At 49.5% G+C, this 14,447-nt stretch carries 12 protein-coding genes; 7 read left to right on the forward strand and 5 right to left on the reverse strand.

The genetic code is table 11. The features are described 5' to 3' along the window. Positions 1–4: 4 nt before the first annotated feature. From ACLBLI_RS03630 to ACLBLI_RS03640, 3 genes are all read left to right on the forward strand, one after another. Positions 5–412: an ExbD/TolR family protein gene (locus ACLBLI_RS03630; RefSeq protein ID WP_218312917.1), complete on the forward strand. Its 408-nt coding sequence runs from the start codon at positions 5–7 to the stop codon at positions 410–412. 3 nt (positions 413–415) lie between these two features. Continuing rightward, on the forward strand, positions 416–1,024 hold the full coding sequence (locus tag ACLBLI_RS03635) for an energy transducer TonB (protein ID WP_414829801.1): 609 nt from the start codon (positions 416–418) through the stop codon (positions 1,022–1,024). A 65-nt stretch (positions 1,025–1,089) separates the two neighbouring features. Continuing rightward, positions 1,090–2,355 (forward strand): tetratricopeptide repeat protein, encoded by a 1,266-nt coding sequence (locus tag ACLBLI_RS03640; RefSeq protein ID WP_414830896.1) that lies wholly within the window; start codon positions 1,090–1,092, stop codon positions 2,353–2,355. Positions 2,356–2,473: 118 nt separating this feature from the next. On the opposite strand, the gene ACLBLI_RS03645 is transcribed toward ACLBLI_RS03640, so the two are convergent. Beyond that, positions 2,474–3,424 carry a substrate-binding periplasmic protein gene (locus ACLBLI_RS03645; RefSeq protein WP_414829802.1) on the reverse strand — a complete coding sequence of 317 codons (951 nt, stop codon included), beginning with the start codon at positions 3,422–3,424 and terminating at the stop codon, positions 2,474–2,476. 209 nt (positions 3,425–3,633) lie between these two features. Between ACLBLI_RS03645 and ACLBLI_RS03650 the strand changes: the two genes are divergently transcribed. Further along, a complete protein-coding gene (locus tag ACLBLI_RS03650) occupies positions 3,634–4,749 on the forward strand; it encodes a TonB family protein (RefSeq protein WP_414829803.1) in 1,116 nt (371 codons plus the stop codon). A gap of 138 nt (positions 4,750–4,887) precedes the next feature. Here the strand turns inward: ACLBLI_RS03650 and ACLBLI_RS03655 are convergent, their stop codons facing one another. The 4 genes from ACLBLI_RS03655 to ACLBLI_RS03670 all read right to left on the reverse strand — a co-directional run bounded on the left by ACLBLI_RS03655 (position 4,888) and on the right by ACLBLI_RS03670 (position 9,452). Continuing rightward, complete coding sequence (locus tag ACLBLI_RS03655) at positions 4,888–5,412, reverse strand: acyloxyacyl hydrolase (RefSeq protein ID WP_414829804.1); 525 nt, start codon at positions 5,410–5,412, stop codon at positions 4,888–4,890. Positions 5,413–5,579: 167 nt separating this feature from the next. After that, positions 5,580–6,884 carry a methyl-accepting chemotaxis protein gene (locus tag ACLBLI_RS03660; protein ID WP_414829805.1) on the reverse strand — a complete coding sequence of 435 codons (1,305 nt, stop codon included), beginning with the start codon at positions 6,882–6,884 and terminating at the stop codon, positions 5,580–5,582. Positions 6,885–7,046: 162 nt separating this feature from the next. Next, a complete protein-coding gene (locus tag ACLBLI_RS03665; RefSeq protein ID WP_414829806.1) occupies positions 7,047–8,069 on the reverse strand; it encodes an alpha/beta hydrolase in 1,023 nt (340 codons plus the stop codon). A gap of 228 nt (positions 8,070–8,297) precedes the next feature. Next, positions 8,298–9,452 (reverse strand): glycoside hydrolase family 43 protein, encoded by a 1,155-nt coding sequence (locus ACLBLI_RS03670; protein ID WP_414829807.1) that lies wholly within the window; start codon positions 9,450–9,452, stop codon positions 8,298–8,300. Positions 9,453–9,903: 451 nt separating this feature from the next. Between ACLBLI_RS03670 and ACLBLI_RS03675 the strand changes: the two genes are divergently transcribed. The 3 genes from ACLBLI_RS03675 to ACLBLI_RS03685 all read left to right on the forward strand — a co-directional run bounded on the left by ACLBLI_RS03675 (position 9,904) and on the right by ACLBLI_RS03685 (position 14,423). Continuing rightward, on the forward strand, positions 9,904–12,852 hold the full coding sequence (locus ACLBLI_RS03675) for a hypothetical protein (protein ID WP_414829808.1): 2,949 nt from the start codon (positions 9,904–9,906) through the stop codon (positions 12,850–12,852). A gap of 26 nt (positions 12,853–12,878) precedes the next feature. Next, the gene (locus tag ACLBLI_RS03680) at positions 12,879–13,589 is read left to right on the forward strand and encodes a cysteine hydrolase family protein (protein ID WP_414829809.1); all 711 of its coding nucleotides are present in this window, start codon (positions 12,879–12,881) and stop codon (positions 13,587–13,589) included. A 312-nt stretch (positions 13,590–13,901) separates the two neighbouring features. Continuing rightward, the gene (locus ACLBLI_RS03685; protein WP_414829810.1) at positions 13,902–14,423 is read left to right on the forward strand and encodes a hypothetical protein; all 522 of its coding nucleotides are present in this window, start codon (positions 13,902–13,904) and stop codon (positions 14,421–14,423) included. Positions 14,424–14,447 lie beyond the last annotated feature (24 nt).

Raw genomic sequence — 14,447 nt, forward strand, 5'->3', positions numbered from 1 at the left:
TAATATGAAGCAGCATTTTCAAAACCTGGTAGATGAAGAAGAAGCAAACATCGATATGACGCCCATGCTGGACGTGGTATTTATCATGCTAATCTTCTTTATCGTCACCGCGTCGTTTGTGAAAGAAGCGGGTATTGACGTTAACCGTCCTGAAGCCGCTACAGCAGTGAAAAAAGACCGTGCGAACATTCTGATTGCGATTTCTGATACCGGTGAAATCTGGATCAACAAGCGTCGCATTGATGTGCGTGCTGTACAGGCCAACATTGAACGTCTGCATGCCGAGAACCCGCAGGGTACGGTGGTGATTCAGGCAGACAAGAAGGCCACTACGGAAACCCTGATAAAGGTGATGGATGCATCGCGTGCCGCTGGGGTTTACGACGTTTCCATTGCCGCGCAAGAGCCATAAGCCATGCCACGATTTATCATTGCATTTATCGTTTCTCTTGGCATAACGCTGGGTCTGTTCTTCCTGATGTCATCGTTGATAAAGATGGGTGGAAGCGCGCTGACTGAGCCGCCGCAGGGAAGCGTGCTGGACTTTGTCCGGGTGAAAGAGGAAGAGCAGGTCGAGAAAAAAGACCGTAAGCCTAAAAAACCGCCCAAACCAGAGCAACAGCCTCCGCAAATGGAACAGCCGCAAATGGACTCGCCAACGCCGAATGCGGAAGGTTCTGGAATGGACTTTGCCGCAGACGTGGGTGATGACATCTCCTTAGATGGAGGTCTTGCCTTGGAATCCGGTGATGGCGAATACCTGCCTATCGTCAAGGTTGCGCCAGTGTATCCTCGTCGCGCACTGCAACGTGGAATTGAAGGTTTCGTTATTGTTGAGTTTACGGTAACCAAACAAGGTGCGGTTCGCGACCCTATCGTGGTGGAAGCCAATCCGGAAGGTATTTTCGAACAGGCAGCTATCGATGCTGCCATGAAGTTTAAATACAAGCCGCGGGTGGTTAACGGCGAAGCGACTGAAGTGTCAGGCGTACAAAACCGTATCACCTTCCAGATTGACGGGTAATGAGTATGAAGAAGATGACACTACAATCACTCTTCAGCGCTTTGGCATTGTCCACCCTGACGCTGATGTCGGCGGGTTCAGTGGTGCTGGTATCGGGCCAGGTGCAAGCGCAGGAACAAAAGGCGAGTGAAAAGCAAACCCGGCGCGTACCTACATTGCGCTCGAAGGTGTATGAACAGCTTGCGCGCGCGCAGTCTGCTGCGGATGAGGAAGGCAATATCCCTGAAGCGATTTCAATTTTGAAAGAAGTTGAAGATAAAGCAGACTCGATGAACAGTTATGAAAGAGCCATGATGTACAATTTTTATGGCTTCATATATTACAACGACGAGCAGTACGATAAGGCGCTGGAATCTTTCGAGAAAGTGGTTGATCAACAGCCTATCCCGGAAAAGTTCGAAATGACGACGCTGTTCTCGCTGGCGCAGCTGCACCTGATGCAGGGCAACTTTGCCAAAACCATTCAGTTTCTTGAGCGTTGGGAAGGGCTTAACGAAGGCGCGATCCCTCCGAAGAACAAGGTGTTGAAAGCTCAGGCTTATTACCAGAATAAAGAGTACGAGAAAGCCGCAGACTGGATTTCTCAGGCAGTACGTGAACACGAAGCCGAAGGGATGCTTCCTGATGAAGGATGGTTGATTCTTCAGCGTGCCGTGTACTACGAGCTCAAACAACCTGAAAAGGTGAAAGACGTACTGGTGAAAATGGTGAAGTTGTATAACGAGCCTAAGTACTGGACGCAGCTGGCGGGGATGTTCGGTGAGCTGGGTGAAGAGCGAAAACAACTTGCCATTATGGAAGCGGCGTATCAGCAAGGGTATGTTGAGAGCGCAGCGGATATCTTCAATCTTGCACAGCTTTACTACTATCACCGGGCTCCTTACAAAGGCGCACTGTTGATGGAGCAGGCGATGAAAGATGGTGTGCTGGAAGAAAACCTGCGTAACCTGAAGTTTCTTGGCCAAAGCTGGTCACTAGCCAAAGAGCAGGATAAAGCAATTCCGGTGATGATGCAGGCTGCTGAGTTGTCTGACGATGGCGAGCTCGACGCACAGGTAGCGCAAATTCTGCTTAACGAAGAACGCTGGGAAGAGGCCATCGCCTCAGCCGATCGCGCTATTGAGAAAGGTGACCTGCGTAACCCTGGCCTGGTGTATCTGGTTAAAGGCATGGCACTGTATAATCAGGGACAGTATGCACTGGCACTGAATGAGTTGGCAGAAGCAGAAAAGCATCAGAAAAGCCGGGCGATGGCGCAACAATGGAAGCAGTTTGTCTCATCTGAGAAGCAATCTGCTGAGCGTCTGGCAGCGGAATTGGGTACCGAGTAACCTATATAGCTTTCAGATGAAAAAGCCGCGCATTGTCGCGGCTTTTGTATTTGGAATAAGGCTCAATTTATGACTTTCTTAGCGTTGTCGCGCCTGTTCTGAGCAAGTAGGTGCTGATTTAGTTTTCGGAAATTGTGCTATTCAGCGTTTCCAGCCAGCGTTGATAATCGCTGTCGTTGAGCCCATAAGAAAGGAACAGCTGATAAGCCTTGTCGGTATCTTTAATATTTCTGAGGCCCTGGTTCAGTTTTCGAATGGCTTCGACGGCTTCAGGGTTTTGATTATCGGCAAGGGCCCGTACCCAATCCGGCATGATGACATCGCCCACTTGCTTCATGCAGTGTCGCTGCTTTCTCTTTGCATGATTAAGGCAGTAGTAGCTGACTATCGATTGCCCAAACAACAGATAATCTAACCTTCCTTCATCTAATAGCGTATATAGCCTAGTGCGTGCGCGCGAAGAATAAATATTTTCAAAGCCAATATTTTTTGCCATGGTTTCCTGAACAGAGTGCGATGACACACCAATCGTGCTGTTAACCACATCGATATCGCTCATGGTACTTACCTTATTTGACGGGGAGGTAAATATCGCTGAGCCTTCTGCATAAAGCGGATAGGTGAAGTTTGCCCACGCTTCGCGTTCTTTCGTTTTAAAAGCACCAAACACCAGACTCACCCGATGTGCCTGGACTCGCTTTATCGCAGCGCTCCATGCAGAGGGTTGTGTAACGAAAGCGATATCCTGATCGGCAGCAGCAAGGCTTAGCAGTTTCCAGGAGAGCCCGTAGCCGATCGCGGCGTCAACGTATTTGTCGTGATCTTCAAATACCGCGATATCAACACTTTGAGATGCAGCCAGCGTTGAGGAGCAACTCACCATTAACGCCAGCAGGGAAAAGAAAATGCGTTTGCACCACTTATTCAACTGAACAGTAAGTAACGTCGGTAACATAGCAGTGAGGGCAATGACGTCTGGGGCTTTACGAGGTGAAGCCGGTGATAGAAAAGCGCGTGAACCAGAGGGATTGCTTAGCGCGTCGGTGTGCTGGCGTATTTTACTTTTCAATACTTGGCTACAACATGAATGAGTTTTTAGTAGTACATATCAGGAGTGGTTAAAAATCAATGTAAACACCCTTTATTCTGCAATCTTACGTTAAGAGGTGGCCCCACGTTTTCTGACAACAGGCAGGGGTAATGACCAGATAATCGCATTTGCCTAGTTGTGAGGATTTGTCTAGCATGAATAGCGTTTTTAAGAAAAAGGATTTTATTATGCGAATTGCCATTTCGGGCATACTGGCTGCAACGTTTTTGACCTCCGGCGTACTGGCATCAGAGAACGGCCCCACGTTTTCCGAGGTTTACCAACAGTTCCAACAGGCTAACGCTAACAACGAAATCACCCGGGCGCTGCGTCTGTCAGAGAATGCACTCGCGCTGGGAGAGAATAAGTTTGGCAGGGAAAGCGAAAATGCGGCCATGCTCAGGTATACCTACGCAAATATGCTGGCCATCAACAAACACCATGAGCAGGCGCTGTCTGTTTATGATGATGTGTATGATGACTATGAGCGATTATACGGCGAAGACGCCGAGCAAATGATCCAGCTTGCACTGAGCGTCATTACCTTTTACAACGCCATGCCACATCACGTCAAAATGGATGAGATAAGCCAGGTAGATAAGTACTTCGATAATCTGTTGGACGCGCTGGAAGAGAATGAGAGCCTGCAGGAAAAGCAGCGGGCGGCACTGTATCACGAAGCTATGATGACCATTAGCAAAACCGGTAACATCCCGCTTCGTGCCATAGAGCTGAACAGTTTTGCTAAGCGAGGTGTCGAGCTGATAGAAGCGGCCTGGGGCAGTGAAGATGTGCGTACTGTGGAAGCCAAGTTTTTACAGGCGCGAATTTATGAGCTTAACGATAAAGACAGCTATGCGATAGACCGTTATGAAGAAGTGGCAGCGATCCTGGATAGCCGGGTTGCATTTTCTCACCCCTACGCGCTGGCGTCGCATGCGAAGCTGGTGTCGTTACTGGAAAGCCGCGGCGAATCTGAGCGGGCAACCAAACATTGTATCGCGATAGGGAAAATGTCGCCGTGGGATCCCAATCAGGAGCAAGAGCCGTTGTACCGTAAGAACCCCGAATACCCAATGAGCTATGCCCGTCGTGGCAGAGAAGGATGGGTCAGGCTGAGTTTTGATATTAGCGAATATGGGTTCGTTGAAAATATATCGGTGCTTGAAAGCAGTGGCGGCGAGCTGTTTGCCAGTGAGGGCCTCAAAGCACTGGAGCAGTGGCGGTACGCCCCGAAATTTGAAAACGGAAAGCCGGTTGTTGCAAAAGAGCTTGTCGTGCAGCTGGATTTTGAACTGATGTGATGTTGCGGTAACGCTGCAATGTGGGTGGAAATCACCTGCGTTTACGCAAAAGGAGCGCATCGCGCTCCTTTTTCATGTCATCGGCACACGGCGCACGTTGGGGTGCGGACCGGTATTACTGAACGTTATTGAGGTTGATTAATCCCAGCGTTGACTGAACGACAGGGAAATAAAGTCCAGACCTGGATTCGGCTTTTTAAACCCGGCATTGGAATAGTGCAGGTAGCGAAGCGCCAGGCGGTACTGTTGTTGGTTCCCAAACACCGTGCTTACGCCAATACGATCCTCGAACTGGTAGTGTGTTGACACATCCTTGCCAGCAAACCGGGTATCATCCAGTAAAGACACGCCAATTCCAAACTCTGCCTCTATTGGAAAGCCGTGTATCTTTCCCACAGGAATCCGCAAAATGGGCGAAAGCGCCAACACCAGATTTGAGTCATACTCATCCCGTTCACCGTACTCCCAGAAATTGGCGCTGGTCTCAAGGGTCAATGTTACAGGCCAGTCGCTATTCAGAGGCTGGTCAATGTGATACTGGTAGGCAAGTTTAACGCCGTTCACGGCGCCTTCACCGCGGATAACATCAATAGCATAGCCCGGTGCGGCGCTGGTGGCTGCGCTGAAAGCGAGAAAAAAGAAAAGTAATGTTGGTTTCGTCATATGTTCCTCCATACCTCCATGTATGGGAGAAACATCGTTTCAAAATACGTTTTAATTCATTACGTTATTCGAAAAAACGAAACAACAATTTTGCAATAAGTTATGCCGTTGCAGGTAACTGACTCAAGGCCTATGGAGATCCCGCCATAAATCAGTGTAAGCAGCGTTTACTCAAGCAGTTTAGAAACACTGTTGGTGACGTTTTCAGCACCTTGCTGTATCTCGTTCATTACACCGCGCACTGACATGATCCTGTCGCTGTTGTTTCCTACACTGCCGGTAACCTGAGCCATTCTGTTTGTGGCGTCTTCCGTCAGTGCCCGGTTTTCCCTGACCACGGTTTCTATTTCCGTAGTCGATTCGCTGGTGCGTTTGGCAAGATGTCTCACCTCATCAGCGACAACGGCGAATCCTCTGCCTTGTTCTCCGGCACGGGCCGCTTCGATGGCCGCGTTTAATGCCAGCAGGTTGGTTTGCTCAGCCACGCTTTGGATGGTTGAAACGATGGAGCCAATTTTACTGGAATGGTCATTAATTTTTTGCATTAGCGCGTTGGTTTCGGTCACTTCATTAATCATATGCTCGAAGGCTTCAGTGGCTTCATCCAGTGACGCATTGCCCTTAATTGCGATTTGCGCCGTTTCTTCTGATGTTGCCAGTGCCATCTCTGCAGCGCTGGCAAACGCCTGACTGGCTCGCTGACTTTCTGTTATGTCAGTAGCGAACTTGATAACGGAAATGATATTTCCGTACGCGTCATAAACTGGCGTATAAGAGGCTTCTAGCCAAACCTCCACGTTGTTCTTGCCGTAACGTTGATACTTTCCGGATGCAATGTCACCGTGTCCTAACTTGGTCCAAAAGTCCGGATTATCCCGGTAGAAGGCATCGTTACAAAAGATGCGGTGGTGTTTACCTTTGATTTCGTCTAACCGGTAGCCAGTCAGGTTAAGAAAGTTGTCGTTGGCGGTCAGAATGTCGCCATCCGGTGTAAATTCAATAACGGCAGATGAGCGACTGATAGCATCCGTCACCGAGGCCATTTTCAGGTACTGTTGATGCTGTTCGGTAATGTCCTGAGCGATCTTCATGACAGATTCAACGTTGCCGCTTTCATTCTTTACCGGAATGTACGTTGCCTCCAGCCAGATCATGTCTCCATTGGCGTTTAGCCGGGGAAACGTGCCGGTGACTTCTTTGCCATTTCGAAGCGATGCCCAGAGGTTCGAATACTCTCGCGAATCTATGTATTGCTGTGTGCACAACGACTTGTGAGCTTTACCAATCAGCTCCTCGCGCTTAAAGCCAACCATCTGCGCAAAGTGCGGATTTACGTCGGTGATAATGGCGTCTACCGTAAAACAAATGACCGGCACAGAAGTCGTTATCGCGTTAACAATACTCTTGTAACGCAGAAGGTCGGTAAGTAATTCCTGTTTAACTTCATTGTGCTTTTTTATTGTTGTGAACATCGTCGGGTTCGCTCCAGATAAGAATATGCGAATGTACTGTAACCGCTTTCACCACAAACATAAATCAATAATAAGTCTAAGTTTTTTTAATGTACGCCGCGAGCTACCTCGCTGAAGCCGAAATTTGATACCGGTCTCCAGCGAAGGCCCGAATGCATGCGCTTATTTGACCTCGTTTATCATCCCATGCATTCTCAACCAGCTGACATAGGCATCAAACCAGCCTGTACTGGTTGTTGTTTTCGGATACATGCCAAAGCCGTGACCGCCCTGTTCATAAAAGTGAAATTCAACCGGCTTTTTGGCAGCATGCCAGCTTTCAATCAGACCAAACTGGCTGTTTGCAAAGAACGGATCGTCTGCGGCTAAGGCAACGAACAGGGGAGGGGCGTCTTGTGGCACTTCAACCGAAGTAATCGGGCCATAAATGTTAGCAATGAATGCCGGGTTGGCGTCTTCACCCACTAACGTTGTTGCCATGGTCAACATAGCGCCTGCAGAAAACCCAATCATCCCAATCCGGTTGGCATCGATATTCCAGTCGTCGGCGCGGCGGCGGATGAGGGCGAAGGCAGCACGGGCATCTTCAAGTTGTGGAGCCAGTTGTTGTTTCATTTGGGCAGGCTCAGGGCGTGGAGGCCGTCGGCCTGTATTGGAAAACATCTCATCCATCGCGCGTGCGAAGTCAACCATGTCAGCGGGTGTCTGGTTTAAACGATATTTAAGAACAAACGCGGCGATGCCTTGTTCGGCGAGAGCTTCGGCCACGTCCCAGCCCTCGTTTTCCATCGACAACGTGCGAAACCCGCCGCCTGGTGCGACTATCACCGCTGCGCCGCTGGCGTTAGCCGGATCGGGTAAAAACGGCGTGAGTGTGGCAACGGTCACGTTGCGCGCGAACTGGCTGCCATACTGAGAATGCCAGGCTTCATTGTGTTTTGCTCCAGGCAGCGGCCCGGTTCCTAATTCGATTGCCTCAGGCTGAGCCGGAGTGGCAATGACTGTCATGGTGTCGTTTGGCTGGGCCAACGAGAGCGTTGCGAACAAGCAGTTTGTTACAACCAGCAGCGTGGTCATCAAACCACGGACTATACGCCGCAAAGATAACGCTGCACGCACTACTTTGAAAAGGCGTTGAGGCAATGTCAGTCCAGACCGGACAGGGTGATGAGCGAAGGTGTTCATCGTATAGTATCCTTTTTTCATTTTCTTTGATTGCGAAAATCAACGCTGGGTCGAAATCCATAGCAAGTTGTAAAGCCAGTGGGGCTCTCAGCACCATTTAGTGTTGTCGTCATGACCATGGCTTGCCCAAAAAAGCCGGGCGAACTGTGAATAGTGTGGTGGCACGACTTTCGCTATTAGCGCTACCTTCAGTTAAGCTACAAAGGCAATTATTGCTGCTTCCCACCGTTATTCCTTAAATGTTCTGACGATGTCTTTAATAGTGCCGTCGGCATTGAAATACACCCTGTCGATGCACACCGACCTTCGGTAGCTTCCGCCGCCGGGAAGTTCAGCACTGTGGTAGGCCAGATACGTATTGCCGTTAAAGTCGAACATAGCAGGATGAATGGTGGTGGTGCCCGGCAACGGGTCCATAATCACGCTCTGATATTCCCACGGACCTGTTGCCGATGTGCTTGTGGCATAAGCAATGCTTTCCGGGAACCCTGCGGCATACACCAGATAATAGATGCCATTATGTTTCGACACATAAGGCGCTTCTTCAAAATTCGGCAGCGTGTCAATGGCGTGGATCCGGACATTGCTGGTATCGCGGTTTTGCATATTGCCCTGCGCATCGGTGGTATAGCGCTCGCCTTTTAAGTGGATCAGATCCGGCTCAAGTTCCACCCACCAAAGCTGTTGATTCCCCCAGTAAAGGTAGGCGCGGCCGTCGTCGTCAATAAAAACGGCGGGGTCAATATTGCGCCATGTATGGTCTTTGTATGCGGCGGTATCTTCCAGTAAAATCATGGGCATACCGCGAGGGTCTTCAAACGGGCCCTCAGGACTGTCTGACACGCCAACGCCGATGGAAAAGCCAAAGGCATCATCGCGTTGTCCGCCTTCGACAGTGGCATAAAAATAGTATTTTGATTTACCGCTTTCATCTTTTCTGTGTATGACATGGTGCGCGTAGGCATTACCGGTTTTCTCATCCCCCCGCGCCCAGTCAAAGTCAGAGTACGTAAGCACGGCCCCTTTATTTTCCCAGTTCACCATGTCACTGCTTGTCCACAGACGATAGTCATACATGCGGTAATCGTTACCGTCCTCGTACTGCTCGTCGTGCGTGGTGTAAAGGTACACCGTGCCATCAACCACCATCGCGGCGGGGTCGGCGGTGTAGATAATGTCGCCGACTTTGTTGGTTGGGTCGCTGGTATCGTATTTGATGATGGGGTTATCAAATCGTGTAGGGGCAGAATAGGCGTTTTCAGAGACGCTTGCTGAAGAGGACGAACCTTCCGAACTGCAGGCAGATAGGCCAATAAGCGACACCAACACGCTCAGCATCAAAAAGGGAGGTTTACTATAAACTCGTCGATTCAGTCCGGCCATGTCTCTGGGGTTCCACTAAGCAGAATGAAGTGGTTAACATTCTGTTAAAAATGAGAGCGAGAAGAAACGTCAATACCGTTATGAATCTGATTATTGAGCTTATTTTATTTGCTGTTGGCAACACAAAGTGAATTACCTGTCGACAGCAACGGTGCTTAAACGGTATCGGCGAATAACCAGCGAGCTAACAAGCTGAAGTACCTGAGTTCGGAAAACGGAGTTTCAAGTTGTTAACTTTTCGGTCAGAAAGTGCCTGTTTATGACCACGGCTACGTCCGTCTATAAGCCTGTTTTTCATCCACAATCTGAAAATCTGCACGTGTTGTAGCGTCAGGATCTCGCCTTGAACCGCGGTTTATTCCCAACCAAAAAATTGCGTTAGATACCTTCGGTTGGGGATTTCGCTTCTCGTCTACTAAGCTTATTACCTCAGGCAACTTCAGGAGGCACTATGCTTATTTTTGGCAGTACCCGGGAAACGCTTCCGATCACCGTCGAACTGGATCCGACGTCGGGCTTTCCACTGCTGGAAGAAAAGGATGCGATCCTTCAGTACATTCTCGCTTATCTGGCATTGCCCTATTCCATTACCGATTACGGATGTGGCAAGAAAGCCAGTCTTATCATTCATCAGTTGCTTCAACTGGCAATACCACCCTATGCAATTAGTCGTAGTTTGCTGCTTGAACCTGACCTGTCGGTTGACGCCCTGAACAATACTGACTGGCAAACCCGGCAGCATGCGATGTCCGTTCACAATCCGTTAGGTGAAAGTATTGACCTGTCAAACCCGGTGCTAAAACAGGTCATGAAAGAGGAGTGTCCTGATGTACGTTTTTCTGACGATGCATGGACGGTTAACCACTATCAACTGACTGCTGAGCGCCGTAACTCGTTCACGCAGACCCGGTCTCACGTGATGTGCGTTATCAGTTTTTGGGATCAGAAACGCCGACAGGTCAGACAGCTTGTGCTTGATCCCAGTCTGAAAAAGGATGGGCTGTTTGAAGTATCACTAAGCCGAGAGTTAGTAAACTGTCCTGAAGCACTGCTGTTTTCTGCTCCTCTTTTGGGGTACTTCAGAATAGATGAGGCTGCCCTTACGTCCAAGCAAACTAAAGCGATAGCGTCGCTCGGGTATGAAAGCGCTGAACTTGCGTCGCATTCACTCAAAGAACATCACTCTCTGGTCAGGCAACTAGTTCGAGCGCCAGTTGACAGTATCGGCGATCCGGATACGTGGACTTTTGCGAATACAGCCCGCCTTGTGGAGGACAATTCACCTTCAGATGACGCGTATTTTTCCCGGCAACGTCAGGCAACCGGGGAGGGGGAGTGTCTCAGAGAGAAAGTTCAGGCATTGATAACGGCCAGAGAGCACCGACGCAGTGATGCAAGCGCATGTAGGGAGGCGCTGGTTCGCTGTGCAGATGAGTTAAATATCAGAGTCCATATTGCAAGAGACGCGGAATGGGCTGCCAAAAAACTGCAGCCCCTGGCTGATTTAGCCACCCAGGTAGTCTATTTCCAAAGTCTTGAAACCTTGGCGAAAAAACTGGCAAGTGGTAACCGCACTTCAGAGTCACTGCACTCGACAAAAGGGTTACAGGCGCTAAGAGGACTTGGGGTTCGCCTTCGTCGTCGTATCGACCAACTTGCACAAGCATCCAAAGCACAGGATGAGCGCATTGATGCCCGCGCGTTGAACGAGCATTTTCATCAGGCTACTATTGCCACTATCAAACAGATGAACAAGGCCGGACTTACCGTATTTATTGATAAGGTGGGAAATGTACACGGCTTGCTTTTGTCTGAACGCGACCGCGAGGCATTGTCTGGCGGACAACAGCACATTCCTGATTTCACCCGCGAATCAATAAGTCATGGCTCGCATATCGATACCGTCAATAATGCCGGTAAATTTGACGGCAGGCTTGGTGTTCTGTCCGGAATAGAAGTGGCCCATACGCTGTATGATCTCAAGCGCTTTTATGACCGCGGCGAGGGTTACACAGAGACACCCCGGCGAGTACTCGTGACGGCCTACATTGGCGAAGAAATGACGTTTACCGGTAACAGCGTGTCGATGCCGGGTAGTGCCGCGATTGCCAGTCAGTCGAGTGTAGAAGACATCCACGGAATGAAAAACTCGCAAGGCCAGGTGTTTAAGCAACAGTTGGTAAAAATGCTTGAAGCATTAGCATCAGCGCAAAACGAACAGCAAATATTCCTATACAACCACCTTGAGAGCAATGAACCAGACGCACTGATAGATGCCTGCAGCGAACCTGCTGATTTTTATACCAGGCACACTTATGAGCGGCATATTGAGCAAGGCCCGGTGCTGGACAGAGCGAATGTGCCTACTGCGCTTGTCGATACTATTATGGGCATCCATCAGGAGGACTTTTTTATCACTGGCAAGCAAGCAGAAACGGCCGCGCTGTTACTGAACCATCAGCTTCGTCAGTTGACAGCGCGTCCAGATGCTTCTGATGCCCGCATTACCGTTGGGGTAACTGAAGGGCTAGGTGAAGATTGTTGTACAGAAAATGTGTACCCGGCGCTACGGTGGACACTGGAAGGTGAGATGAACCACGCAGGCGCTACGCCGACACCTGACAGAAAAGATTCTGGGGTTGCAGCGGGTCGGCTGGCACGCTACTTCCTTGACTGGTTTGCTCAGTGTGATATTCCCTCAGACATAAAAGATAAGCTGCGACCCAGCATCAGTAACCTGAATTTAACCCCCGGTACTGACAGAAACGTGATCCCCGGTTCAGTGAGTTTTACTACTGCACTGGTTTGCGACTCTGCCCACCCCAGAAAAATGATTGGCCGGGAGGTCAGAGAGGACTTAACACAAACGCTTGAAGGTTACGTAATTGGAACCTTGGGGCGCCGTGTCAGTACAGGGGGAGAAGGCATCAGACTGTGTCGTGTGCAACCTGTCAGTTATACCAATGTTTACGACCGGACCCGGGTTACCCTGGATCTGCGGTGTGACTCGGCCAGAGTGACAAAGGCCTGCTTAGACAGCATAAAGGATATCGTGACATCCATCGAACAGGAGTGTGATGTACAGATTGAGCGTCGTCCTCAACAGGATTTGCCCCCCTTTGGGCTGGAGACGTCAGGTCAGGTGTTACTGATGGAACGCAGCTACGGAGGGAGTCATAACCCGAAGGAGACAGAAATGCTGGCAGATATACTGCGAGGCTCTATTCTTCAGTTCGACGCGACATGCCAGTTTCTGTCCGATAGTAACGACGGCGTTGCGCAACTGTTCAGCTACGTGGACTCAATAATTCCGGATGACTGGAAGCAAAAGCAGCCGCGGTTTACCAGTGGTGCGCTTCACGATACTTGCAATATTGCTGCTCGCGCACAATGTCTCTGAATTCAGGTTAGTAAGGAAGCAGTTTCATGAGCAACGATGGTAACGACAAGCCTGTCTCTATTAATGATTTTGAACCACAGCCGGCAATGGCACTACGCAACAGTGACGAGGTCAATACCTCCCCAAAAACGTCGGAAAGCGCGCTGCTGTGTATAGATATTCAATATCTCGGCGCAAAAGAGGGCTTCGGGACATTTGCAGACCATGGCTCCACGGGGGTATCAGAACAAGCGATTGATTATTATCTCGATCGGGTTGAAAACGTGGTAGTGCCAAATGTTGCTAAGCTACAAAAAGCCTTCAGGAAAAATAACTTAGAAGTGATTCATGCACGGATCCAAAGTATGACTGCGGATGGCCGTGACCGAAGTCAGGAGCACGTTCGTCTGGGACTGCATGCGGCCCCTGGCTCTACGCTGGCTGAGTTTTTGCCCCCGGTCGCACCCAAACCTAATGAAGTGGTATTTAACAAAACGGCCAGCGGCCTCTTTGTCAGCACGAATATTCATTATGTGTTGGGAAACATGGGGGTAAAGGATCTCTATATCGTGGGTGTGTACACCAATGAATGTGTCAGTAGCGCAGTAAGAAGTGCTGCCGACCTGGGATATCGCGTGACATTGATAAGTGATGCGACAGCGGCGATTACGCCATCGTTACAAAAATCGTCAATATTGACCATTAAAGAGCGCTATGCGCAGGTGAAAGAGACAGATGAAGTGCTTGAGGGAATGTAACTCTATTACTGGTAGTTTATTCCACTTCACTCTGATGAGAATAATTCAACAGCGCTATGAGTAATATCGCATTTTCTGAGCTTCCTCAGGTCTGTCCTTTCAGCGTTGAGCGCTAATTTGGGGTGTGGCCGTATCCGCTTTTTAATATACGAGAAGGCGTTCACTCTGCAGAGACGATGGCGGCGTCGCTGAATGAGACAGTAGAAAAATGCTCATCGGAAGACATCAGGAACATAGGTACCAAACACTGTGTTAATTAGTGCAAATTTGAACTTAAAAGTTTTGCAGATAAACAAAATGAATGGAGGCTTCATGAGAGATAATGATTACAACCGCTACTTTATCGCGTCGGATGTCAAAACAGTAGAGAGTCTGATAACCAGTCTTAAAAATGCAGGAGTAAGCGAAGACAATATTGGTGTGGTTAGCCGGGACAGCGATATTGTGCGTGCAGACTTACCTGAGGCGGATTTGTCAGAAAAATCTGCTATCCCGGAATCGTTGAAAAGAGGGGCATTGTTGGGATCGGGTGCCGGTCTTCTGGCTGGTGTTCTTATCAGTGTGTTCCCTGTCGCAGGTCTTGCCGCAGGCGGTGCTGCGATAGCTGGAATGACTGCGGGCGGTGCGGTGGTAGGCTCCTGGTCAGCGACGATGATAGGCGTCAGTGAAAGCAGTCCGTTAGTAAAGCAATTTGAAGACGCGCTGGATAACGAGAAAACACTGATATTTTGTGATTTGTCCGATGAGGAAGAAAAGCGCGTCGCAAAAAGCCTGAGTGATAGCTCTCAAAAGTTAGAACACGGGACACTCTCCAGCGAAGATAAAGCGTCTTAATTTGAGATAAACTGGCTATGATTA

Origin of the sequence: Alteromonas sp. H39, assembly GCF_047556435.1 — a bacterium.
Lineage (GTDB): Bacteria > Pseudomonadota > Gammaproteobacteria > Enterobacterales > Alteromonadaceae > Alteromonas.

Bases quoted from the DNA above. Each gene is read 5' to 3' on its own strand.
- ACLBLI_RS03635 (WP_414829801.1), top strand. From the start codon at position 416: ATGCCACGATTTATCATTGCATTTATCGTTTCTCTTGGCATAACGCTG.
- ACLBLI_RS03630 (WP_218312917.1), top strand. From the start codon at position 5: ATGAAGCAGCATTTTCAAAACCTGGTAGATGAAGAAGAAGCAAACATC.
- ACLBLI_RS03650 (WP_414829803.1), top strand. From the start codon at position 3,634: ATGCGAATTGCCATTTCGGGCATACTGGCTGCAACGTTTTTGACCTCC.
- ACLBLI_RS03640 (WP_414830896.1), top strand. From the start codon at position 1,090: ATGTCGGCGGGTTCAGTGGTGCTGGTATCGGGCCAGGTGCAAGCGCAG.
- ACLBLI_RS03685 (WP_414829810.1), top strand. From the start codon at position 13,902: ATGAGAGATAATGATTACAACCGCTACTTTATCGCGTCGGATGTCAAA.
- ACLBLI_RS03660 (WP_414829805.1), bottom strand. From the start codon at position 6,884: ATGTTCACAACAATAAAAAAGCACAATGAAGTTAAACAGGAATTACTT.
- ACLBLI_RS03670 (WP_414829807.1), bottom strand. From the start codon at position 9,452: ATGGCCGGACTGAATCGACGAGTTTATAGTAAACCTCCCTTTTTGATG.
- ACLBLI_RS03655 (WP_414829804.1), bottom strand. From the start codon at position 5,412: ATGACGAAACCAACATTACTTTTCTTTTTTCTCGCTTTCAGCGCAGCC.
- ACLBLI_RS03675 (WP_414829808.1), top strand. From the start codon at position 9,904: ATGCTTATTTTTGGCAGTACCCGGGAAACGCTTCCGATCACCGTCGAA.
- ACLBLI_RS03680 (WP_414829809.1), top strand. From the start codon at position 12,879: ATGAGCAACGATGGTAACGACAAGCCTGTCTCTATTAATGATTTTGAA.
- ACLBLI_RS03665 (WP_414829806.1), bottom strand. From the start codon at position 8,069: ATGAACACCTTCGCTCATCACCCTGTCCGGTCTGGACTGACATTGCCT.